At 72.9% G+C, this 22717-nt stretch carries 23 protein-coding genes; 9 read left to right on the top strand and 14 right to left on the bottom strand.

Annotated elements, in window-relative coordinates; translation table 11 throughout:
• Positions 1–53: 53 nt before the first annotated feature.
• Together ADL03_RS19285 and ADL03_RS19280 are read left to right on the top strand one after the other, a co-directional pair.
• Positions 54–638, top strand: a complete 585-nt coding sequence (locus ADL03_RS19285) for a TetR/AcrR family transcriptional regulator C-terminal domain-containing protein (protein ID WP_053734877.1) — start codon at positions 54–56, stop codon at positions 636–638.
• A gap of 53 nt (positions 639–691) precedes the next feature.
• Positions 692–1087 carry a cupin domain-containing protein gene (locus ADL03_RS19280; RefSeq protein ID WP_231642013.1) on the top strand — a complete coding sequence of 132 codons (396 nt, stop codon included), beginning with the start codon at positions 692–694 and terminating at the stop codon, positions 1085–1087.
• A 50-nt stretch (positions 1088–1137) separates the two neighbouring features.
• On the opposite strand, the gene ADL03_RS19275 is transcribed toward ADL03_RS19280, so the two are convergent.
• From ADL03_RS19275 to ADL03_RS19260, 4 genes are all read right to left on the bottom strand, one after another.
• Positions 1138–2265 (bottom strand): S1 family peptidase, encoded by a 1128-nt coding sequence (locus ADL03_RS19275; RefSeq protein ID WP_197288459.1) that lies wholly within the window; start codon positions 2263–2265, stop codon positions 1138–1140.
• Between the two features lie 157 nt (positions 2266–2422).
• Positions 2423–3523: a zinc-binding dehydrogenase gene (locus ADL03_RS19270; RefSeq protein WP_053734874.1), complete on the bottom strand. Its 1101-nt coding sequence runs from the start codon at positions 3521–3523 to the stop codon at positions 2423–2425.
• Complete coding sequence (locus ADL03_RS19265) at positions 3520–3933, bottom strand: thioesterase family protein (RefSeq protein ID WP_082373276.1); 414 nt, start codon at positions 3931–3933, stop codon at positions 3520–3522. The genes ADL03_RS19270 and ADL03_RS19265 overlap by 4 nt, the downstream gene beginning before the upstream one ends.
• A gap of 28 nt (positions 3934–3961) precedes the next feature.
• Entirely contained in the window at positions 3962–6352 is a 2391-nt protein-coding gene (locus ADL03_RS19260) for a LuxR C-terminal-related transcriptional regulator (RefSeq protein ID WP_053734872.1), read from the bottom strand.
• A 185-nt stretch (positions 6353–6537) separates the two neighbouring features.
• Between ADL03_RS19260 and ADL03_RS19255 the strand changes: the two genes are divergently transcribed.
• Complete coding sequence (locus ADL03_RS19255; RefSeq protein WP_197288458.1) at positions 6538–7389, top strand: dienelactone hydrolase family protein; 852 nt, start codon at positions 6538–6540, stop codon at positions 7387–7389.
• A gap of 175 nt (positions 7390–7564) precedes the next feature.
• The gene (locus tag ADL03_RS19250; protein WP_053734871.1) at positions 7565–8422 is read left to right on the top strand and encodes an NAD-dependent epimerase/dehydratase family protein; all 858 of its coding nucleotides are present in this window, start codon (positions 7565–7567) and stop codon (positions 8420–8422) included.
• Here the strand turns inward: ADL03_RS19250 and ADL03_RS19245 are convergent.
• A complete protein-coding gene (locus tag ADL03_RS19245; protein ID WP_053734870.1) occupies positions 8419–9276 on the bottom strand; it encodes an SDR family NAD(P)-dependent oxidoreductase in 858 nt (285 codons plus the stop codon). The two genes, ADL03_RS19250 and ADL03_RS19245, sit on opposite strands and share 4 nt — an antisense overlap.
• A 67-nt stretch (positions 9277–9343) precedes the next feature.
• Between ADL03_RS19245 and ADL03_RS19240 the strand changes: the two genes are divergently transcribed.
• Positions 9344–9775 carry a MarR family winged helix-turn-helix transcriptional regulator gene (locus tag ADL03_RS19240; RefSeq protein WP_197288457.1) on the top strand — a complete coding sequence of 144 codons (432 nt, stop codon included), beginning with the start codon at positions 9344–9346 and terminating at the stop codon, positions 9773–9775.
• Between the two features lie 14 nt (positions 9776–9789).
• Here ADL03_RS19240 and ADL03_RS47175 read toward each other — a convergent pair whose 3' ends face one another.
• From ADL03_RS47175 to ADL03_RS19220, 4 genes are all read right to left on the bottom strand, one after another.
• Positions 9790–10419: a hypothetical protein gene (locus ADL03_RS47175; protein WP_053734869.1), complete on the bottom strand. Its 630-nt coding sequence runs from the start codon at positions 10417–10419 to the stop codon at positions 9790–9792.
• A 91-nt stretch (positions 10420–10510) separates the two neighbouring features.
• Positions 10511–11155 (bottom strand): response regulator transcription factor, encoded by a 645-nt coding sequence (locus ADL03_RS19230; protein WP_053734868.1) that lies wholly within the window; start codon positions 11153–11155, stop codon positions 10511–10513.
• Positions 11140–12255, bottom strand: coding sequence for a hypothetical protein (locus tag ADL03_RS19225; protein WP_157528942.1), 1116 nt, complete (start codon positions 12253–12255; stop codon positions 11140–11142). The genes ADL03_RS19230 and ADL03_RS19225 overlap by 16 nt, the downstream gene beginning before the upstream one ends.
• Positions 12248–13714 carry an ATP-binding protein gene (locus ADL03_RS19220; RefSeq protein WP_197288456.1) on the bottom strand — a complete coding sequence of 489 codons (1467 nt, stop codon included), beginning with the start codon at positions 13712–13714 and terminating at the stop codon, positions 12248–12250. The genes ADL03_RS19225 and ADL03_RS19220 overlap by 8 nt, the downstream gene beginning before the upstream one ends.
• A 144-nt stretch (positions 13715–13858) precedes the next feature.
• On the opposite strand from ADL03_RS19220, the gene ADL03_RS19215 reads away from it, so the two are divergent.
• The 3 genes from ADL03_RS19215 to ADL03_RS19205 all read left to right on the top strand — a co-directional run bounded on the left by ADL03_RS19215 (position 13859) and on the right by ADL03_RS19205 (position 17663).
• Positions 13859–14335 (top strand): hypothetical protein, encoded by a 477-nt coding sequence (locus tag ADL03_RS19215; RefSeq protein ID WP_053734866.1) that lies wholly within the window; start codon positions 13859–13861, stop codon positions 14333–14335.
• A gap of 351 nt (positions 14336–14686) precedes the next feature.
• Positions 14687–16978: a molybdopterin-dependent oxidoreductase gene (locus tag ADL03_RS19210; protein ID WP_053734865.1), complete on the top strand. Its 2292-nt coding sequence runs from the start codon at positions 14687–14689 to the stop codon at positions 16976–16978.
• Positions 16979–17078: 100 nt separating this feature from the next.
• Entirely contained in the window at positions 17079–17663 is a 585-nt protein-coding gene (locus ADL03_RS19205; RefSeq protein WP_053734864.1) for an EF-hand domain-containing protein, read from the top strand.
• A gap of 54 nt (positions 17664–17717) precedes the next feature.
• Here ADL03_RS19205 and ADL03_RS19200 read toward each other — a convergent pair whose 3' ends face one another.
• Positions 17718–18500 carry an SDR family NAD(P)-dependent oxidoreductase gene (locus ADL03_RS19200; protein WP_053734863.1) on the bottom strand — a complete coding sequence of 261 codons (783 nt, stop codon included), beginning with the start codon at positions 18498–18500 and terminating at the stop codon, positions 17718–17720.
• Between the two features lie 107 nt (positions 18501–18607).
• On the opposite strand from ADL03_RS19200, the gene ADL03_RS19195 reads away from it, so the two are divergent.
• Positions 18608–19237, top strand: coding sequence for a TetR/AcrR family transcriptional regulator (locus ADL03_RS19195; RefSeq protein WP_053734862.1), 630 nt, complete (start codon positions 18608–18610; stop codon positions 19235–19237).
• Positions 19238–19325: 88 nt separating this feature from the next.
• On the opposite strand, the gene ADL03_RS19190 is transcribed toward ADL03_RS19195, so the two are convergent.
• Genes ADL03_RS19190 through ADL03_RS19175 form a run of 4 tightly spaced genes read right to left on the bottom strand, consistent with a single transcriptional unit; the run spans position 19326 to position 22707 of the window.
• On the bottom strand, positions 19326–19850 hold the full coding sequence (locus ADL03_RS19190) for a hypothetical protein (RefSeq protein WP_053734861.1): 525 nt from the start codon (positions 19848–19850) through the stop codon (positions 19326–19328).
• Positions 19843–20946, bottom strand: a complete 1104-nt coding sequence (locus ADL03_RS19185) for a hypothetical protein (RefSeq protein WP_053734860.1) — start codon at positions 20944–20946, stop codon at positions 19843–19845. The genes ADL03_RS19190 and ADL03_RS19185 overlap by 8 nt, the downstream gene beginning before the upstream one ends.
• 13 nt (positions 20947–20959) lie before the next feature.
• Complete coding sequence (locus ADL03_RS19180) at positions 20960–21358, bottom strand: FixH family protein (protein ID WP_053734859.1); 399 nt, start codon at positions 21356–21358, stop codon at positions 20960–20962.
• On the bottom strand, positions 21355–22707 hold the full coding sequence (locus ADL03_RS19175; RefSeq protein ID WP_197288455.1) for a hypothetical protein: 1353 nt from the start codon (positions 22705–22707) through the stop codon (positions 21355–21357). Before ADL03_RS19175 ends, ADL03_RS19180 begins: the two co-directional genes overlap by 4 nt.
• Positions 22708–22717 lie beyond the last annotated feature (10 nt).

Raw genomic sequence — 22717 nt, 5'->3', positions numbered from 1 at the left:
ACCCACTCCTCTTGGTCACTGACCAACAACTGTGCCGTGAGTAGACTAGGTCAGTGACCAAGAGTCAAGCGGACGTGGTGCGGGCCGCCCTGGAGATCCTCGACGAGCGCGGGGCCGACGCCGTCTCGATGCGCGCGATCGCGCAGCGGCTCGACGTCCGGATGAACACCGTCCTGTGGCACGTCAAGACCAAGGCCCGGCTGGAGGAGCTGATGGCCGACGCGATCGTGGCCGGCGTGTCGCTCGACGACCTGCCGCGCGACTGGCGGGAACGGGCCGCGGAGATCGCCCGCCGGTACCGGCGGGCGCTGCTGGCCCACCGCGACGGCGCCGTGGTCGTGGCGGGCACCTATGCCGCCGAACCGGCCACATTGGACGTCGCGGAGGCGCTTGTCGCGGCCCTGCTGGAGGGCGGACTGTCCGAACGGGACGCGGCGTGGACGAACTGGGACGTCGTCTACTTCGTCCTCGGGCTCACCCAGGAAGAACAGGCGCGGCCCGGCTCCGGAGAAGGGTTCTCGGTCGGCGAACGGCCCGCGCTGCGCCGCGTGCTCCCGTTCCTCACCGAGGCGTCGTTCGACGAGCGGTTCGAGTTCGGGCTCGCGAAGCTGCTGCCGGATGCCGCCCTTCGGCCCTAGCGAACAGGTCCTGTGCCACGTGTGCGCGGGGCCGTTCGCGTGCTGTTCTCGACGTGCGCAAGACAGTCCACAAGGAGGTGGCCATGTCCGGTCTGCTCGTCAAGAGCTTCGACTCGCCTGAGGAGACCCGTCCCTTCGAACAGGGCATGGGTCGGCTGGACCTGCTCAACAGCGAAGGCGGCCCGGTCGGCCGTGCCGTCTTCCAGCCGGGCTGGCGCTGGTCGGAGCACGTCAAGCCGCTCGCGGGAACCGACACCTGCCAGGTGGCCCACCGGGGTTACTGCGTGTCGGGCCGCATGATGATCGTCATGGACGACGGCCAGGAGGAGGAGATCAAGCCCGGTGACTTCATGATGGCCGCGCCGGGCCACGACGCCTGGGTCGTCGGCGCCGAACCGTGCGTGCTCGTCGACTGGCAGGGCATGGACGACTACGCCAGGAAGCACTGAGCCACCCGGCTGTCCACCGCGCGGTCCGCAGTGGACAGCCGGGACCGGGGTCAGGCCGTGTGCAGGCGCAGCCCGTAGACGCTCAGGATCTCGTTGATCGGCTGGAACCAGGTGCGGCCGCCGCTGGAGCAGTTGCCGTAGCCGCCGGACGTCACGCCCTGGGCCTGGTCACCGGTGATGAACGAGCCACCGGAGTCGCCGCCCTCGGCGCACACGCTCGTGCCCGCCATCTGGTGCACGTCACCCTGCGCGTACCGGATGGTCTCGTTGCGGCTCTGGATCACGCCGCAGTGCCACTTCGTCGTCGAGCCGGAGCGGCACACCGAGGTGCCGATCGGCGCCTCCCACGAGCCGCGCACCAGCACGTCGCTCACCTTGCCCCAGCCGAGCACGACCGGCACGGTCCACCAGCCGCCGCCGGTGCGCACCCACGCGTAGTCGTTGCCGGGGAACGACGAGCCCGCGAAGTTGCCCTGGAAGGAGCGGTCCCAGCCGTACACCGCCGCGCCGTTGCCGCCGCAGTGCCCGGCGGTGACGTAGCCGCCGTGCACCGAGAAGCCGATGGAGCAGCGGACGTTGCCGGTGTAGTACGGGTCGCCGCCGACCGTGCCCGCCGCGAACGGCCGCGGCTGCCGCACGCCCTCGGTGTTGACGCTGATGGCACCGAACTGCCGGGCCCGGTCGAGGAACGCGGCGACCTCGGCGGTCTGCTTGCCGGCCTCGACGTTCACGACGACCGTGCCGGACCTCGGGTCCGGGTGCCAGCTCGCGACCGCGGCGGGCACGGCACCGGTGGCGGACAGGGCGTCGAGGCGGTTCTTGTGGGCGGCCATGGACCCGGCCGAGCGGCCGACGACCCGTGCCACGGCGCCGGTGGCCTCGACCCGGCGCGCGGCCGCCCGGTCGGTGACGGCGACGACCAGGCGGTTCTCCTCGAACCAGCTGCCGGCGTAGGCGGTGCCGGCCTCGGTCTCGACGCGCGGTGCGAGCTCCGACGCGCGCTGTTCGGACGCCAGGCGCACCCGCGCCTGCTGTTCGGTGAGCCCGAACGCCGAGCTCATCGCGGACAGCAGGCCGGGTGACAGCTCCTGCGCAGCGGCCTGGGCGGGAGCGGTGAAGGTGGACCCGACGAGCACGATGGCCAGCGCGGGCACGATTCTGGACATGGTGAGACGCACGCTCTTCTCCTTGTCCGTGCAGGGGTCGCCGCCCGCCCCGTTGCGGGTGGCGCGAACATGAGAGCGCTCTCACCGTGCAACAGGCCGCCGTGTCAGGTCAACCTCTGACACAGCACCTGTCCTGCCCGATTCGTGCCCGTGTGGGCTGAATCGGGCATCACGTCATGACGACGACCTGCCGCACCGCCTCACCGGACGCGAGCCGGGCGAACCCGTCGTTGATCTCCGGCAGGGTCAGCCGCCCGGACAGCAGGCCGTCGACCGGCAGCCGGCCCGCGCGGTAGAGGTCCACGAACCGCGGCACGTCCCGGCGCGGCACGCACGACCCGAGGTAGCTGCCCTTGAGCGTGCGTTCCTCGGCGACCAGGTTCAGCGCGGGCAGGGTGACGGTCCGGTCGGGGTGCGGCAGGCCGACGGTGACCGTGGTGCCGCCGATCGCCGTTGCGGCGTAAGCCTGTTCGAGCACGGCAGCGACGCCGGTGGTGTCGATGACCTTGTCCGCGCCACCGCCGGTGAGGTCGCGGACGTGGCTGACGACGTCCGGTCCGCCGGGCACCTCGTGCGTCGCGCCGAGCGTGAGGGCCAGCTGCCGCTTGTGGTCGACGACGTCCACCGCGACGACCTGGGTCGCGCCCGCCGTCACCGCGGCGAGCACGGCCGCGAGGCCGACGCCGCCGAGGCCGAACACCGCGACCCGGTCCCCCGGCGTGACCTCCGCGCTGTAGAACGCCGCGCCCGCACCGGTCAGCACGGCGCACCCGAACAGCGCCGCGACGTCGAGCGGCAGGTCCCGCGGCACGAGCGTGGCCGAGCGGTCGGAGACCACGGTGTACTCGGCGAACCCGGACACGCCGAGGTGGTGGTGCGGCCGGGTGCCGTCGGGCAGGGTCCACCGGCGCTGCCCGCTCAGCAGCGTGCCCTCGCGGTTGGCGGCGGCGCCCGGTTCGCACAGCGCCTGGCGGCCGGACGCGCAGCGGCGGCAGGCACCGCACGCGGGCACGAACGACAGCACGACGTGGTCGCCCGGCACGAACTCGGAGTTCGGGCCCGCCTCCACGACCTCGCCCGCCGCCTCGTGGCCGAGGACCATCGGCAACGGGCGGATGCGGGAACCGTCGACCACGGACAGGTCGGAGTGGCACAGGCCGGTGGCGTGCACGCGCACCAGCAGCTCGCCGGGACCGGGCGGGTCCAGTTCGAGGTCCACGACCTCCAGCGGGCCGCCGACGTTCGTGAGCACCGCGCCGCGGGTCTTCACGCGACCACCAGCCCTTCCATCCGAGCGCGCAGACCCGCGGGGACCTCCACGGGCTTGCGGGTCGCGCGGTCCACGAACACGTGCACGAAGTGGCCTTCCGCCACCACGTCCGCGCTGTCGGCGAGGAAGAACCCGACCTCGTAGCGCACGCTCGACCGGCCGAGGTGGCCGATCCGCAGGCCCGCGTCCAGCGCGTCCGGGAACGACACCGGGGCCCGGTAGTTGCAGTGGGACTCCACGCACAGGCCGATCTCGCCGCCCTCGTGGATGTCGAGCCCGGACGCGATCAGCCACGTGTTGATCACGGTGTCCATGAACGCGTAGTGGACGACGTTGTTCACGTGCCCGTAGACGTCGTTGTCCGCCCAGCGGGTCGGAATCCGCTGCCAGTGCCGGTACTGCTCGCGCACGCAACCACCCTCGTGTTGATCGGACACGTCAGTCGAGCCTCCTGGTCAGCTCGACCCTCGACCGCACGCCGAGCCGCGCGAAGATGTTGCGCAGGTGGTGCTCGACGGTGCGGTGGCTCAGGAACAACCGCGCGGCGATCTCGCGGTTCGTGGCGCCCTCCGCGACCAGCCGCGCGATCTGCGCCTGCTGCGGCGTCAGCTCGGGCCGGTCGTTCGGCTCGCCGGTGGTGTCACCGGCCGCGCGCAGCTCGGCGGTGGCCCGCGCGACCCAGTGATCTGCCTGGTAGGACTGGAAGATCCGCACGGCGTCGCGCAGGTGTTCGCGCGCCACCTTGGGTTTGCGCCCGCGCCGCAGCCGGTTGCCGTACAGCAGCTCCGTCTTCGCGAGCTCCATGGCGGTGCCGCTGGCGCGGTGCAGCCGGATCGCCTCCTCGAAGTGCTCGTCGGCGGTCCCGGTCTCCAGCAGGCCGTGGCAGCGGTGCGAGAGCGCGCGCCGGGCGAGGCTGCCGGTGGCCTCCGCCCACCGCTCGAACCGCTGCAGCGCCCGGTCCGCCGTCGACGGTTGACCGCACGCGACGGCCGCCTCCACCACGTGCGGCGCGGCCATGACCTTGATGCCCGCGTGGCCGGGGTGCAGCCGCAGCCGGTCCAGCGCGTCGGCGGGCCGGTCGCGCGCGAGGTCGACGCACGCGAACGCCCACGCGCCGAACGTGCCGGGCCGGGTGAGCCCGCGCTGGGTGATGTGCTCGGTGGCGGCGTCGATGCGGTGCAGCGCCGTCTCCGCGTCGCCGCGCAACGCCGCCAGCAGCGCGAGGATCGTCAGGTGGTCGACCACGGCGTTGTGCTGCCCGATCGCGGTCGCCGCGTGCACGCCCTCGGTGGCCGCGGTGAGGGCGGCGGCGTGCTGGTCCAGCAGGAGTGCCGACAGCGCCCGGTAGACCAGCGCCCACGGCACGAGCGCGGTCAACCCGCTCTCCCGCGCCGCCGTGACCGCGCCGGTGGCCATCTCGTGCGACCCGGCGGCGTCGCCCAGCACGTAGGCCGCCTGGCTCGCCCAGATCCGCGCCTGCGGTCCCGGCACCTGGTGCGCCAGCTCGATGACCTGGCGCAACGCCGGCAGCGCCACGTCGTGCCGCCCGTCGAACGTCGCCGCCATCCCGGCCAGGTGCTCCAGGGTGAGCCGGGTGGCGGGCGGTTCGTCGGCGAGGCGGATCCGGGCGGCGAACTCCGCGATGGCGCTGTACCTGCGGTGGTCACCGGCGATGCTCGCCGCCTCACCGGCGAACCCGAGCGCGGCCACGGCGAGCCCGCGCCGGGTGCCGAGGAGGCTCCGCGCGGCCCTGACCAGCCGATCCGCGGCCACGTCCGGGAGGCTTTCGCCCAGGTCGATGCCGCCGACGACCAGGTCCACCAGCGCCTTGAGCTCCGTCGTGTCGGTCAGCCGCGACGCCGTGCGCAGGACGGCCCGTGCCCGGTGCGGCGCGCCGTGGGCCCAGTGGTCGGCGGCGGCGTTGAGCAGGCGGCGGGCCTTCTGCTCGGGGTCGCTGGTGAGCCGGGCCGCGCGGTCGTGATCGCGGGCGGCGGTGGCGAAGTCGCCGCAGCGGCGGGCGCGTTCGGCACTGGTGGTGAGCTGATCCGCGGGCTCGTCGCCGGCCTGGCCGGTGCAGGCGGCGTGCCAGGCACGGCGTGGTCCCGGCGGCAGCAGCTCGGCCAGCCGCGCGTGCGCCTGGAACCGCACCGCCGGCGACAGGCCCGCGTACAGCGTCGAGCGGATCAACCGGCGCGGGTCGAGCAACGCGCCCGCCTCCGTCACCGCGTCCAGGTCGCCGGTGAGCCGCGCCAGCTCGTCGGCCGTCAGCTCCTCGTCCACGGCGGCCAGTGCCACGACGTCACGCGCCCGCTGCGGCAACGCGGCGAACCGGGCCAGCAGCCGGCCGCGCAGCGAGCTGTCCCGCGGCAACCCGTCCGGCGGCGGTGCGATGCCACCGAGCTGGTCGGACGTGAGCGAGCGGGCCAGCTCCACCAGCGCGAGCGGGTTGCCGCACGCGAGGTCCGCGAGGTCGACCGCGAGCGCGCCCGGCAGGCCGGGCACCAGGTCGTGCAGCACGAGCAGGCTCTCCGCGCGGTCCAGCGGGTCGAGCACCACGGCGGGCAGCCCGAACGTCTCCCCGTCGGTGGCGATGAGCAGCGCGGCCTGCGTGTCGGTGACGTCCGCGGCGAGCCGGCGCAGGTCGTCGTCGAGCACCCGCACGTCGTCCACGCACAGCACCGCCTCGGAGGAGCGCCGGGCGTGGTCGAGCAGAGCGGTCCTGCCGCTGCCGGGCTCGCCGCACACCACGAGCACCCCTCCGCGTCCAACGCGCGCACGCCTGAGCAACGCGTCGACGGCGACGCGCTGCCGGTCTCGGCCACGCAGCATCGGGCCAGTTTCGCGTCGTGGGAGGCCCAGCGGAAGGGGTGTGGGACAAATTCAACTACCAGCGTTAGTTTTACCACTGAAGTTTTTACCGGGACCGGTGGTTGCACCGATGCGGACCCGTGCGCGGTGGTTGCAGGGTCGAGGTGTTCCCCGCAGTTCCCCTGCCGAATGAGGTGTACAGCGCCGTGCAACTTCGCACCCTGATCCCACTAGCGCTCACGCTGGTGCTCGTCACCGGCACCGCCGCGCAGGCGGCCGACAACCCCTACGAGCGCGGCCCCGCGCCGACCGTCTCCAGCATCGAGGCACTCCGCGGGCCGTTCGCCGTGTCGGAGACCTCGGTCTCCTCCCTGGTCGGCGGCTTCGGTGGCGGCACGATCTACTACCCGACCAGCACCACCTCCGGGACCTTCGGCGCCGTGGCCGTCTCCCCCGGCTACACCGGCACGCAGTCCAGCATCTCGTGGCTGGGCCCGCGCCTGGCGTCGCAGGGCTTCGTGGTGTTCACGATCGACACGAACACGATCTACGACCAGCCCGACAGCCGCGCGTCGCAGCTGCTCGCCGCACTGGACTACCTGACCCAGCAGAGCAGCGTCCGGTCCCGCATCGACGCCACCCGGCTCGGCGTCATGGGTCACTCGATGGGCGGCGGTGGCACCCTGCGCGCCGCGAGCCAGCGCCCGACGCTGCAGGCGGCGATCCCCCTGACGGCGTGGCACACCACCAAGAACTGGTCGTCGGTCCGCGTGCCGACGCTCGTGGTCGGCGCGGAGGACGACTCCATCGCACCGGTCGCGACGCACTCGGAGCCGTTCTACACGACGCTGCCGTCCACGCTGGACAAGGCGTACCTGGAGCTGAACAACGCCACGCACTTCGCGCCGAACTCGAACAACACGACGATCGCGAAGTACAGCATCTCGTGGCTCAAGCGGTTCATCGACAACGACACCCGCTACGAGCAGTTCCTCTGCCCGGCACCGGGCCGCAGCACCCTGATCGAGGAGTACCGGGACACCTGCCCGCACTCCTGACCGGGACTCGGGTCGCGACGCCGGACGACCCCGGCTCCAGGCGCCGCGACCCGCTCCACCCTCCGGCCCCGGCGATGCCCAACGGGTATCGCCGGGGCCGGAACAGGTCTTGGACGTGACCGAGCGCGACGAACAGGCTGGAGGTGCAGTCGAGGAACGAGAGGACAGGCTCGCCATGAGGGTTTTCATCACCGGGGCTTCCGGCTACATCGGCAAGGCGGTGGTGGCCGCGTTGCTCCGCCACGGGCACGAGGTCGAGGCACTCGCCCGCACCGACGGCTCGGCGGCGGTCGTGCGTGCGCTGGGCGCGGTCCCCGTCCACGGCGGACTGTCCGCACTGGACGTCCTCACCGCCGCGGCCGGTCGCGCCGACGCCGTCATCCACCTCGCGCAGGCCGACGGCGCCGAGGCCGACCTCGCCGCCGCGACCGCCATGCAGGACGGCGTCGGCACCGGCACCTACGTCCACACCGGCGGCACCTGGGTCCACGGCTCCACCGACGGCGTCGCCGACGAGGACGCCCCGTGGAACCCGCCCGCCGTCGTCGCCTGGCGTCAGGCGGTCGAGGAGGCCGTGCTCGCCCGCGCGTCGACCGGCCGCCCGGTCGTGCTCAGGCCGGGCCTGCTGTACGGCGGGGAGAACCGCCTGATCGACGCGTTCTTCACCGCGCCGGGGGTGGAGGCGGGCGCGATCCCGCACATCGGCGACGGCGCCAACCACTGGTCGCTCGTGCACGTCGACGACCTCGCGGAGCTGTACGTCGCCGCGCTCGGCGCACGGGCCGGGTCGGTGTACCTCGGTGTCGGCGGGGTGGACCCGACCGCGCACGAGGTGGCCACCGCGATCAGCAGGGGCGCCGGCCTGGAGGGCAAGACGGTGTCGCTGTCGCTGGACGAGGCACGCCGGCGGATGGGGCCGATCGCGGACGCGTTCGCGCTGGACCAGCGGTTCACACCCGCCCGCGCACGGGCCGAGCTGGGCTGGGTGCCCCGGCACACCGACCCGCTGGCGGTCTTCGCGCGAGGCGACTAGTCCGGCTGCGGCCCGGTGGCCAGCAGGGTCTCGGTCGCCTCCCACAGCGCGCGTTGCACGGCCGCGCTCCGGCCGGGTTCGGGGCAGTCCAGCGGTGCGGCGTCCTTGACCGAGAAGTAGCCGCCCGTGCGACTCGCGAACTCCGGATCGGCGGCCAGCCGGGTGATGATCGCGGCACCCCGGCCGGGGTCGCCGACCCGCAGCCCCCGCAGCACCCGTTCCAGGAACCCGGCGAACGGCAGCTCGCGGCCGAGGCCGGTGACGTTGAAGCCGGGGTCGCAGCAGTTCGCCGTGACACCGGTACCGGCCAGCCGCCGGGCCAGCTCCTGGCTGAACATGATGTCCATCAGCTTGGTCCGGCCGTACCGCACCGCCGACTCGCGGCGGGTGTAGGCGCCGGTGTCCGCGAGGTCACGCGCCGGGTCGAGGTCACCGGCGTGCCGCGCCGCCTCGGACGCGACCGTGACGACACGGGCCGGTGCCGAGGCGATCAGCTTGGCGCGCAAGGCGTTCGTCAGCACCCACGGCGCGAGGTAGTTGACGGCGGTCATCTCGCCGAACCCGTCCGGGGTGACGCGTTGGCTGAACGCGTGCACACCGGCGTTGTCGACCAGCACGTCGATGCGGTCGTAGCGGGCGTCGACGGCCTCGGCGACGCGCCGGACGTCGGACAGCGAGGACAGGTCGGCCGCGAAGGCGTCGACCGCGACCCCGGAGGTGATCTCGGCGCGCAGGGCGTCGACCTTGGCGGGGTCGCGGGCGATGACGCCCAGCGAGAAGCCGCGGCGGGCCAGCTCCAGCGCGACGAGGCGGCCCAGGCCGTGGGTCGCGCCGGTGATGACGGCGGTGGTCATGGCGCTCCTATATCGTGAGGTACCTCAATACTGCCAGATGCTGAGGTACCTCACGAAAGGAGCCGGTGTGAGCACGAGCGGGAGGGCCGAGCAGATCGGTCTCCGTTATCTGACCACGTCCGCGCAGCTGCGCCGGGCCGTGGACGAGCACATGGCCGGCAGCGGGGTGTCACTGGCCAGGACGAAGGTGCTCCAGGTGCTGACCAGGCTCGGGCCGGTGAAGCAGACCCGGCTGGCCGCGGAGCTGGGCATGGCCGCGCGGTCGATCACCCAGGCCGTCGAGGCGATGGAGCGCGACGGGCTGGTGCGGCGCTCGTCCGACGCCGGCGACAAGCGGGCCAAGGTCGTCGCCGTGACCGAGGAGGGCGCCCGTGCGCTCGTCGCCGGCGAGGCCGCGGGCAACGAGGTGCTGCGCGCGGCCTTCCAGCGGCTCAGCGCGGAGCAGCTGCGGACGTTGGACGAGGTGCTCGCCGTCGTCGAGGCAGCGACCCGGCGCTAGGTCAGCCGGTGCGCTCAGCTCTCCCAGACGATCGGGGACTTCACGTAGTCGTCGCCGCGGTTGTACTCGGCGGCCACGACCTTCAACCCGTCCGGTGCCGCGGTCAGCACGCAGGTCTCGTAGGTCTCGCCCGCAGCCGAGAACGTCCTCGGGGCGCTGGTGGACTCGCACTTCGGCGTCTCGCCGCTGATGATCACGCCGGTGCCCTTGCCGTCCGCGCCGAGGCCGCGCAGGGACACCGAGGTGTAGCGCAGGTCGGTGCCGCTGAGGTTCTCGACCTTCACCCGCAGGTAGAACGGCGTGATGCCCTTGGCCTTGTCGCCGAACTTCGCGAGGTCCTCCTTCGCGCCCGGCTCGATGGCGGACAGCGTGACGGCCATGGTGCCGTTCTTGTCGTTCGAGGCGTACGGGATCACCGCGCGGGCGCCGACCTTGAGCTTCGAGCCGGGAGCGGTGACCTCGCCACCGGCGGCGACCGGAGTCTTCGCGGTGGTGCTCGCCTTCGAGCTGGTGGTGGTGGTGGTCGTCGTCGTCTCCGTCGTGGTCTCGACGGGCGCGGGCGAGCCGTTCGTCTGGCTGCCGCACGCCGACAGGAGCAAGCCCGCCGCCGCGACGAGGACAAGGGAACGTCGGGCGTGCGTCACTGCGGAACTCCTCGCTGCGGAACCTGGGGTTGCCAGCAGGCTAGGTCGCACGTGGACGGTCCGGTATCGGTCGTTCACACCACACGGCGGCTCAGAGGTCGTCGAGGCCGATCAGCCCGTCCTGGATGGCCCGCGCCACGAGCGCCGCCTTCGTGGGCGCCTGCCGTCCGATCGCCGCGTACTTCACCCTGATCCGCTCCAGGTGCGAGTTCACCGTGCTGAGCGTGATGTTGAGCCGCTGCGCCACGAACTCCTTCGACTCGGACTGGAACCACTCGACCAGCACCTCGGTCTCCCGCGGCGACAGGGCGGGCCGGGTCTCGGACCGGTCGCCCGCCAGCGCGCCCGCGAGCGCGGGCGGGGTGTAGGACTGGCCGTCCGCCGCCGCCCGCACCGCCTGCACCAGGTGGTCGGCGCCCTCCGCCTTGGTCAGGTAGCTCAGCGCCCCGAGCTCCAGGCACTGCAACGCGATCTCGTCGTCGGCGCGCATCGAGTACACGACGACCCTGCGCCCCTCCTCCACGAGCCTGCGCAACGCCGCGATCGCCGGTGTGCCGCCGGCCAGGTGCAGGTCGAGGACGACCACGGCATCGGCGGGACCGCCGAACGCCACCTCGGGGTCCTCGCCGCCGGCCACGACCGTGATCGGCGGGTCCGCCGTGGACAGCCAGTGCGCGACCCCCGCGCGCACCACGGGGTGGTCGTCCACCACGACCGCCGTCACGTCGTCCGCCATCGCGCCTCGCTCCTCACCAGTCCGCTGTGGACGCTCGTCTCGACCGTGACCGCCTCCGGCACGCCGTCCGACCACGGCAGCTCACCGGGCGCGTCCGCCACCACGGCCACCCGCACCTCCGTGGCCGTGCGCAGCAGACTCACCTTCGCACGCCCGCCCGCCACCGCGAGCGCCCGGGCCATCGGCGTGACGAGCTCCCGGCGCACCTCGGCCGGCACCGGCGTGGCCGTGCCGCTGACCGCGAGCGACACGACGACTCCCCGCCGTTCCGCCACGTCCACGCACGCGGTCAGCTCGTGCAGCAACGGGTCCGGCACGTCGTCGTTCTCCGCGAACAACCTGCGCAGCTGCACCGCCGCGACCGAGCACCGCAACCGGGTCTGCTCGTCGGCCGCGCTCACCACCCCGTCGGCGAGGTCCGCGAGCAACGGCAGCACCGCACCCAGCTGTCCCTCGAACCCGGCGCGGAGGTCCTGTTCACGTTGCCGCGCCAGCTCTTCACGGGTCCGGGCGGCGTCGTGCTCGGCGGCGGCCACCGCGGCGAGCCGCGCGTCGCGCAGCAGCACGCGCGTGATCACCAGGACACCGACCTGGAAACTCGTGCCGCTGAGGACGACCACCCCGGCGGTGCCGCCGTCACCGTTGCCCGCGTGCAGGAACCACGCGACGGCCAGGCACAGGTGCACGGCGAGCGCGGCGACCACCGCCCCGGGCCGCTCGACGAGCACCAGCAGCAGGTACCAGCCGACGAGACCGAACGCCCAGTCAGCGGGCCCGAACGACGCACCCGCCGGCAGCGCGGTCGTCGCGAGAACGGAGGAGGCCAGGACGATGACGGCGAGAACCGTCGCGACGGGGGCGGAGAGCCGGGCGTGACCGGCGGCGACGTGGCCCGCGACGACCCCGAGCACGCCGGTGAGGAGGGCGTAGGCGGCCCACTCCGCCGGGCCCTGGTCGTGGCCGACGAGCGACGGCAGGGTGAGGCCGAGCTGGATCGCCGCGACGACGACCAGGAACACCTGCCGGGTGGTGGCGACCACCGCGTGGTCAGTCATCGGCGACCCGGACCAGCCGGTGGCGACCACCGGCTGGTCAGACATCGGCGACCCGGACCAGCCGGTGGCGACCACCGAGTGGTCGGACATCGGCGGGCCACACGAGCCGCGCGGTCGTCCCCCGCGTGGGCGCCGAGTCGATCTCCACGGCCCCACCGGCCGCCCGCACCCGTTCCACCACGGACGCCCGCAGCCCACGGCGGTGCTCCGGCACCTCGTCCACCGAGAACCCCGGCCCGTCGTCCCGCACCACGACCACCACACCCCGACCGGTCCGTGACACCACCAGCTCCGCGCCCGCTCCGCCCGCGTGCCGTGCGACATTCGTCAGCAACTCCCGCACCGCCCGCACGAACGCCAGCGCCACCGCCGCGGGGACCGGCACGACCTCCACCGATACCCGCACGGCCACCGCCCCGTCGGATGCCACGGCACTGCCTCGCGCTACCGGCCCGTCCGACGCCACGGGCCCGCCTCGCACTGCCACCCCGTCGGATGGCACCGCCTCGCCCGGCATCGCTGCCCTGTCCGACGCCACCGCCCAAGCCGACGCCACCGCCTCGTTGGATGCCACTGCCCCGCCCGGCGTCACGGCCCCGCCTCGCGCTACTGCCCCGTCGGATGCCACCGCCTCGCCCTGCGTGGCTGCCCGGCCCCGCCCCAACGCCCCGTCCAGCACCACCGCACCGTCCCGCGCCAGCACGCCATCCACGTTCGTCACCTCGACCGGCACCGCCGCACCATCCGGCGCCACCGAACCACCTGACGCCACCACCCGGTCCCGCGCCGCCCCGTCCCGCGCCACCGTCCAATCCCGCGCCACCGCCGCCAGCGCGGCGCCGAGATCGACCGTCCCCTGCGCGTCGTCCCGCTCGGCCAGCACCACCAGGTCACGCCGGGCCTGCGCGGCCACGGACGACGGCTCACCCCCGTGGGCGGCCATCAGGAACGTCGCTGCCGCCGTGTCGTGCAACAACGCGAGGTACTCGCGTTCCCTGCGGCCGCGGTCCAGGGCGACCGCCGCGGCCCGGTTCTGCGCGGCGGCCAGCTCGCGCAACCGGTCGACCCGCCGGCTCGAGCGCCGCAGCAGCTCGTAGGCCAGCCGCGCGAGCACCGACTCCAGCACCGCCCGCACCAGCACGCCCGGTCCCGCCATCACCACCTGCACGGCGAGCAGCGCGGCCGTCGCGGGCACGGTGACCCGTGGCGGCCACTGCCACTGCCAGGTGATCAGGGTGGTGGTCAGCACGGTCAGCGCCCACTGCCCCGCGGCGCCGTCCAGCCCGACCGACAGCACCACCACCCGGACGAACGCCACCGGCAGCGCCACGCGGGGCAGCCGGAAGTCGGCGACGGCGGTCAGCACGACGAAGGCGAACAACGACCAGCCCAGCGCGGTGCCCACCGACCACGCGCCGAAGAGGCTGATCAGGACGACGCCCGCGCCGCGGACCGGACCCGCGAGGCCCGACACCGTCGCGAGGAGCCTCGCCTCCAGCAGCACGCCGGGCATTGTGCCAGGTCAGACCGATCCGGCGAGCGTCACGTGCCGAGCACCCGGCAACGCGGAGACGTCTAGGGAGAGCGCGGTGACGGACGAGTCCGGGCTGATCCCGGTCGGGAACGGCCGGGCTGCTTGACTCGCGCCGTGCACTACAACGACGTGGAGAAGGCCGTCCGCGAGCTGGTCACCGCCGCCGACGACGGGCAGCGGCACCGGTTCGGCGCGGAGACCGTGGTCCGGCTGACCACCGGCGACGACCTCGCGGACGCGGCGGCGGCCGAGTTCGACGACGACGCCCGGCAGGCGTTCGGGCAGGCGTGCGCGGACCCGGCCGGCAGCACGCCGGACCGGCTGCGCGCGTGGCTGGACACCATCGACGAGGGCACGCTGTCCGACGGCGACATGGAGCCGCAGGTGCTGCGGGCGCTGGAGGCACTGGAGCACTGGGCCGGCTTCCTGGGCGACCGCGACCCCGAGTTCGTCGTGCAGCTGGCGATCCGGTCGCTGGAGGCGGTGGACCACGAGGTCTCGGCGCGCCTGGACGACTTCCTCGCGTCCCCGGAGATGGCGGCCGAGTTCGACCGGATCGGCGGACGACTGCGCCAGACGGGCGATTCCTGAGTCCGTACGACGGACGGCCGACGGCGGCGGACGGCGGGTACGCAGACCCGCTGTGCGCGTTCGGCCGACGGCCCTCGTCCTGCCGGGGGACCTGTCCGGCATCGTCTTCAGCCACGCCCCGGCCGGGGCTACGGTGAGCACGGGCCACCGGCCGGGAGCCGCACCGCGCGGCACGCCGGAGGGCGGAACGGAGACTCCGCTGATGCGCGACTCCACCGCGAGGGCCTCCCCCGGTTCGCACGGCCGGGCACCGACTCCGGTCGGACGGCGTGCTCCCGTTGCGGCACATCACCCCGGCGTCGCTGTCCGAGGTCCCTTCTGAGGTGGAGTTGAGGCGTGGTGGAACGACGCATGCCGGTTGCGACGCACTGGGGCAGTTACGTCGCCGTGGTCGACTCCGGCCGGTTGGTGCGGATCGAGCCCACGCACGACGACCCCGCGCCTTCGCCCATCGGCCCCGGGATGGTGACGGCGGCCGAGGACAGCGCTCGGGTGCTGCGGCCCGCGGTGCGCAAGGGCTGGCTGAACGGCGAGCCCTCGGCCAGGGGCAGCGACACCTTCGTGGAGGTGAGCTGGGACCAGGCCCTCACGCTGGTGAGCGATGAGCTCCGCCGGGTGCGGTCGCGGCACGGGGACAGCGCGGTGTTCGGCGGGTCCTACGGCTGGGCCAGCGCGGGCAGGTTCCACCACGCGCAGGGACAGCTCCACCGGTTCCTGGCGCTGGGAGGCGGGTACACCGACTCCCGCAACACCTACAGCACCGCGGCGTTGGAGGTCATCCTCCCCCACGTCATCGGCGGTCATCCGTGGAGCTACCAGAGCCGGATGCCGATGTGGGGCGAGATCGCCGAGAACTGCGAGCTCGTGGTGGCGTTCGGCGGGCTGGCGCTCAAGAACAGCCAGATCAACCCCGGTGGGCTGGCCCGGCACCAGACGCGGGACCTGCAACGCCGGTGCCGTGAGGCCGGGGTGCGGTTCGTGAGCGTCAGTCCCATCCGCAGCGACGCCGCCGGCTTCCTGGACGCCGAGTGGCTGCCCGTCGTGCCCAACACCGACACCGCCGCGATGCTCGGCATCGCGCACACGATGCTGGTCAACGGGTGGCACGACGAGGACTTCCTGCGCCGGTGCTGCGTCGGGTTCGACCGCTTCGCCGCCTACCTGCTCGGCGAGCTCGACGGCGTCGTGAAGGACGCCGCCTGGGCGGCGGAGATCACGGGCATCGGCCGCGAGGTGCTCACCGACCTCGCTCGCCGCCTCACCAGCCGGCGTTCCCTCATCATGGTCAACTACGCGGTGCAGCGGGCGGACCACGGCGAACAACCCATCTGGATGTCCGTCGTGCTCGCCGCCATGGCGGGGTCGATGGGGCGGCCGGGATGCGGCTGGGGCGCGGGGTACGCGACGATGGACGCGACGGGCGTCGCCCCGGACCGCGCCTTCGTGGCGACGATCCCGGAGGTGCCCAACCCGGTTCCGGACTTCATCCCCGTCGCGCGGATCGCCGATGCCCTGCTGCGTCCGGGCGAGGTCATCGACTACGACGGCAGCCGTCTCACCCTGCCCGAGCTCCGGCTGGTCTACTGGTGCGGCGGGAACCCGTTCCACCACCACCAGGACCTCCACCGGCTGACCCGCGCCTGGCAGACGCCGGACACGGTCGTCGTGCACGAGGCCTGGTGGAACACGACGGCCAAGTTCGCGGACATCGTCCTGCCCGTCGCCACCAGCCTGGAGCGCGACGACTTCGCCGCCGGGTTCTCGGACCCGCACATCGTCGCCATGCCGAAGGTCCGCGAGCCCGCGGGTGAGTCGCGGACCGACCACCGGATCTTCGCCGACCTTGCCGCCCGGCTCGGGTTCGAGCAGGAGTTCACGGAGGGGCGCTCCGAGATCGAGTGGGTCCGGCACCTGTACGAGCAGACGCGGGCCAAGCTCGCCGGCGATGCCGCGTTGCCGGGCTTCGACGACTTCTGGCGGATCTCCACCGCCGAGCTGCCGGCGTCGACCGGACCGTTCCCCGGCGATTTCGCAGCCCTCCGCTCGGATCCGGAGCGCTTCCCCCTCACGACGCCGTCGGGCCGGATCGAGATCTTCTCCGAGGAGATCGACTCGTTCGGCTACGACGACTGCGCCGGGCATCCGAAGTGGTTCGAACCGGCGGAGTGGCTCCGCGCTGGCCTGTCGGACCGGTTCCCGCTGCACCTGATCTCGAACCAGCCCGCCTCCCGCCTGCACAGCCAGTACGACAACGGTGGCCACAGCCTCGGTTCGAAGATCCGCGGCCGCGAGCCGGTGACGATCAACCCCTCGGACGCCGCGGCGCGCGGCATCGAGAGCGGCATGGTCGTGCGCGTCCACAACGACCGGGGCGGCTGTCTCGCGGGCGCGGTCCTGTCGGAGGACGTGATGCCGGGCGTCGTGCAGCTGTCCACGGGAGCGTGGTGGGATCCGGTGCAGCCGGGTGAGAGCGGAACGCTGGACCGCCACGGCAACCCGAACGTCCTCACGGCGGACCGGCCGTGCTCGCGGCTGTCCCAGGGACCGAGTGCCCACAGCGTGCTGGTCGACGTCGAGCGCTACGACGGTCCCCTTCCCGACGTGCTCGCCTTCGCGCCACCGGACATCGCCCCGCCCGGCTGACGTCCACCACGGCCGACACACCACCCGAAGGAATGATCCGGCTTCCCGCACGGGTCACGCTGCTGGACACCGGTTTGCGGCGTGCATACGTTGCGTGGCCATGACTGAAGTCCAGGATCTCAAGTACCGCCAGTGGTTCAGGGGCGCCGACGTCGACGGCGACGGCGTGATCACCCGCGAGGACGTCCGGTTGATGGGCGAGCGCTTCATCGCCGCCCGCGGTGCCGCGCCGGGCTCCGCGGTCGCCAGCCGGCTGACCGACGGGCTGAACGCGTTCTGGGCCAACGTGATCGCGCCGATGGACGAGGACGGGGACGGGCAGGTCGACCTGCGCGAGATGACCGAGGGCTTCCGGCGGGCGCTGGCCGATCCCGCCCTGTACCCGCAGCAGGTCGGGCCGGTGGCCGACTGCTACTTCGACCTGATCGACCTCGACGGCGACGACCGGCTCGACCAGGCGGAGTTCGCTGAGATCTTCCGCATGGCGGGCAACGTGTCCGATGAGGACTGTGCCGCCGTCTTCCACGCCCTGGACTCGGACGGCTCCGGTGGGCTGGACCGCACCGAGTTCCACCAGGCGCTCGCGGAGTTCTTCTACGGCGACGACCCGGACGCCCCCGCCACGCACCTGTTCGGCCGGATCGCCGGGCTGAGCAGCCGCCCGACGTCGGACCTGCACGTGTGACGAAGGGCAGCACCGCCCCTTCCCGCACCTCCCACCGTGGCGACGGCGGCGCGGTCAGGCTGCCGTCGTGCCGGGCTTCAGGGCGGGGCCGAGCAGGAGCCCGCCGTCCGCGACGAACTCCGAGCCCGTGACGAACGAGGCCTCGGCCGACGTGAGGTGGAGCAGGAGTGCGGTGATGTCGGCCGGGGTGCCCATTCGCGGGATGGCGTAGGGCTCGGGCGAGTAGAAGTCGGCGATGGGCGGCTGGCCGTCGACCGAGTCGGTGATGAACGGGGTGGAGATGACGCCGGGGTGCAGGGAGTTGACCCGGATGCCGTCCCGGCCCAGCTCCAGCGCGGCGGTCCTGGTGAGCCCGCGCAACGCCCACTTGCCGGCGACGTACGGCGCGTAGAACGGGCTGCCGACGTGGGCCATCGTGGACGCGATGTTCACGATCACCCCGCCGCCGTTGCGGCGCAGCGACGGCGTCACGGTCTTGATGCCGAGGAACGCGCCCGTGAGGTTGACGGCGAGGACGCGGTCCCAGACGTGGCGTTCGACGGCCTCGATCGGCACCGCGGGGTTCTGCACGCCGGCGTTGTTGACCAGGACCGCGATCGGGCCGAACCGGCGTTCGGTCTCGGCGACCGCCGCCACCCAGGCGTCCTCGTCGGTGACGTCCAGGCGGACGAACAGCGCCCGCTCGCCGAGCTCGGCGGCGAGCGCCTCGCCACGTTCCGCGGAGAGCGCGGCGATGACGACGTTCGCGCCCTCCTCGTGGTAGGCGCGGACGTGGCTGGCGCCCTGACCGCCGGTGCCGCCGGTGACGAGAACGGTCTGCTTGTCGAAGCGTCCCATGACGCGGTCCTCCCTGCGAAAGGATGGTGAGTCGAGTGACTCGCCTCGCCAAGCTACGCACCGGGCGAGTGGTGAGTCAAGTGACTCGCCTCGCGTAGGGTGTGCGCATGACGACGGAGCCCTCGCCCTACCACCGGCGCGTCGCCGAGCAGAAGCGGGCGGCCATCGTCGAGGCCGCCACCCGGCTGTTCCTCGACGCCGGGTACGCCGGCACCTCACTGGCCAAGGTCGCCGAGGCGGCCGGGGTGTCGAAGGCGACCCTGTTCAAGCAGTTCCCGACCAAGGCGGCGCTGTTCGACGCGATCGTGACGGCGTCCTGGACGGTCGAGGACGACGGCGACCCGCTTCCCCCGGCGGGCGACCTGCGGGCGGGCCTGACGGCGATCGGCCGCCGGTACGTCACCCTGCTCACCCGGCCGGGCATGGCGGCCCTGTTCCGCATCGTCATCGCCGAGCTGCCGCGCTTCCCCGAGCTGGGCGAGACCCACTTCGAGCGCGGCAAGATGCCCTACTTCGACTCGGTGCGCCGTTATCTCGACGCCGAGAAAGCCCTGGGCACGGCGGAGTTGGCCGACACGGAACTGGCAGCGACCCAGTTCCTCGGGATGATCTCCAACTACGTCTTCTGGCCCCGGATGCTGCTCGTCGGCTGGTCCCCTGACGACGCCTCGACGGCGCACGTCGTGGACGAGGCCGTGCTGATGATGGAGGCCAGGTACGGCACGCGTGAAGGGTGATCAGCGGGGCGGCGACGACGGTGGGGCACCTCGTGCGCGTCCCCGTTGGGGAATGTGCACGAGGTGCCCCACCGGGTGCGGCTGACTCCTATGTGGAGCGAGCGGGTTCACGCGTGCGCCGCCACGCGATCACGATGAGCGCGATCAGGCCGAACAGCGGGATGGTGCTGATCGCCCACGACAGGCCCATCGGCGGGCCGGGCTGCTCCATCACCTGGAGGTTCTTCAGCTCGCCGGTGCCGGTGCCTGCCGGACCGTCGACGTCGAACCGCATGGTCCACGTGCCGGGTTCCGGCAGCGCCCGGACGTCCAGGCCCCACACCTCGCGCTTGCGGGGGTGGCGGGCCAGCGGTTCGTCGTCGGCGACCTCGTTGCCGTAGAGCAGGGTCAGCGTGCCCTTCTTGGCCGTGATGCCATCCTCGGGCGCGAACGTGAAGTCCAGCGACTGCATGGCCTTGAGCGGCCACGTGCTGAAGCCGACGGTCAGGTCGTAGGGCCCGGCCTTGACCTTCTCGGTGTGCACGACGTTCACCGGCTCGAAGGCCAGTGCGGGCGCGGCGAGGCCGAACAGGAGCGCGGCGGCGCCCAGCAGGGCCGGCAACGTTCTACGCATGGCGGTTCTCCCTGGCCGGTGCGAGGTGGCGCAGCGTCAGGCCGAACCGGCGGCCGAGCAGCCCGGCGAGGGCGCCGAACGCCGCGCCGGCCGCGATGGTGGCGAGGTAGCGGTCCGTGCTCGGGAAGTAGCCGCCGCCGTGGACGAGCATGCGCTGCAGCGGTGCGCAGGCGGTGATGATCACGCCGCCGAGCGCGCCGGGGACCCAGGCCGGCACCCGGTGCAGCAGCTCCACGGCGACCGCGACGAGCACCAGGCACATCGGGATCATGTTGGGCAGACCGGGAACGCCGTCGGTGTAGTCGCGCAGCGGCAGGCCGGTGGCGTCGGCGTAGACCTCGGTCGCCCACGGCGAGAACCACCAGAACACCGCCTGCAGCGCCGCGACCACGACCGCGACGGCCAGTGCGCCGCCACGCCGGTTCAGCGCGTGCCCGGCCATGAAGAGGATCATCACCGAGAAGAACGCGGCACCCACGTTGATCGAGTTGACCAGGCCGTTGGGCAGCGCCTGCAGACCGATGACGGTCACCATGCTGAACGCGAGCAGCACGGCCGAGGAGCCGACCACGCCGTAGGTGCCCCACGGCTCGTCACGGGCGACCGCGAACACCATGACCGCGCCGACCATCGTGATCGAGATCGACAGCAGCAGCCCGATGTGCGGCGGCGAGGCGATCACCGCGTCGAACCCGTACAGGCCGTGCCACCACTGGTCCCACAGGCCGTAGACCAGGAACAGCGCGGCACCGACGCCGGAGACGAGGTAGCCGACGGGTGCGGCGAACGTGCGTCCGAAGACACCGACCGCGCGGCCGCCGACGATCGGGTCGACACCGCGCTCGCGCTTGGTGGCCGCCGTCGTCATCAGCACGACGACCAGGCTCGCCAGCCCCGAGATCGCACTGCCCGCGTACAGGAACAGGTGCGGCATCGTGAAGAACGTGTCGGGGCCGACGTCGGTGTGCCACTGGATGTCCCACGTCAGGCCGATCAGTGAGATCAGGGTGCCGCCGACGACGAGACTGGCGGGCACCACCCCCTTCGGGACGGTCCTGGCTGACGGTGTGGCCACCGTCGAGGCAGTGATGTCCATCGATCCTCCCCCTTCAGGTGAGCAGCAGCGGGATGACGACCCGCTCCGCGTTGAGTGACACGGTGATCTCCCATTGGCCGGCCATGAACAGCTCGACGCCGCCGACCCGGTAGTGGCCGGGTTCCTGCGGTGCCGCGGTGATCGGCGCGACCGCGTGGCCCATCTGCGGCATCGCCGGCTCGACGGTCACCTCGCCCTGGGCGGGGCCGCCGGACCGGTCGGTGACGCGCAGGTCGAACGAGTTGGTGCCGGTCCTGGTGCTCTCCGGCGTGAGGACGAACCGCAGCCGCTCCGTCTCGGCGAGGTGCGGCTGCGCCTCCACACTGCGCGGCCACAGCACGACCAGCACCCCCACCAACGCGACGACACCGGCCAGGACGGCCACCACGACCGTGGACCTGGTTCGCTTCACTTCGCTGGAACCCCCTTCGCCGCGGGCACGTCGACGACCTTCGGCACGGTGACGACCGCGTAGTCCCGTTCGACCTGGATCCACACGAGGTAGCGGCCGGGCAACGGGAACGAGTAGGTGAACGGCACGTCCGGCCCGTAGGCGGCGACGCTCTCGTCGGGTTTGTCGGGCATGCCCGGCACCGGCGGGATCATCGAGTGCACGTGCGCCCAGATCGGTGCCGTGGCCGGGCTGTCGGTGACCGGGCCGACGACGATCATGTGGCCGAGCATGCCCAGCCACGGTTGCAGGTCGCGGTCGCCGAAGTGCGCGGTGAGCGTGCTCGGCCGGCCCGCCTCCCGGATCTCCGTCGTCACGTCGGCTCTTCCATCATTCGACGGCGCACCGGGTGCACCGGCGACGTCGACGCTGGAGCGCAGCAGCTGCACTCCCCCGCCGCGGCGCGCGATCTCCGCGGCGATCGCGTGCGTGCCCTGTTCCGCGTCGCGCAGGCGGGCGCGGTACTCGCCCGGTGCCGCGCGGACCGGGTGCAGGTGGCGGAGGTTCCCGGCCGGTGACACCACGACGAGGTGGATGAACGCGCTGTCGTGCACCAGCAGGTCGTCGACCGGCCGGCCGGAGGACCCGTCGGTCAGGCCGAGCACGAGGTCAGTGCCGTCCACGCGCGGCACCAGGTTCACCGGCGGCCGCGAGAAGTCCGTTGTGGACGTTCGCCGGTACGGGTCCAGGACGTTGTCGTAGGTCGGGTCGAGCTGCGTGCCGGGAGCCGGGACCGGCGGGATGCCGGGCGCCAGCAACGCCGCCGTCACCGCGACCGCGACGCCGGCGACCACGCCCCCGGCCGGCACGAGTGCCAGACCGGGCAGTCCGAGCACGGCCAGCAGCAGCGCGGCAAACAGGCACACGCCGGCCGCGATGAACCCGCCGTACGTCGCGTTCTCCCACGGCGACGGCACGTTCGCCGGGACGACGAACGGAATGGTCGCCTCGTCGACCGCCGGCTCCCCCACGGCCAGCTCCCACGGACCGGGCCGGTCCACGTCCACGACACCCGAGTAGAAGCCCGGTGTGGCACCGAGGACCACCTTCGTCGTGCTCGTCCGCGCCCCTGCGGCCCGTGCGGTCAGCACGAGCTCGCCCGGTGGGGTGCCGGCGTGCGTGACCACGTCGACGTGCACCGGGCCGGGCACCTCCGCGACCCGCCGGATGATCACCGTCAGCTCGCGGTCGCCCAGGCTCTGCGCGACGTGCAGGTCGCTGCCGAGCTGAGCGCCGTCGGCCAGTGCGGGGGCCGCGATCCCGAGGACCGCCCCCAGCACGAGCACCAAGATCGCACCACTTCGCTTCATCGTGGCCGAA

The organism is Nocardia sp. NRRL S-836 (genome assembly GCF_001279525.1).
Classification (GTDB): domain Bacteria; phylum Actinomycetota; class Actinomycetes; order Mycobacteriales; family Pseudonocardiaceae; genus Lentzea.
Note: the sequence above shows the minus strand (reverse complement) of the source record. Positions and strands in the feature narration are given on the sequence as shown.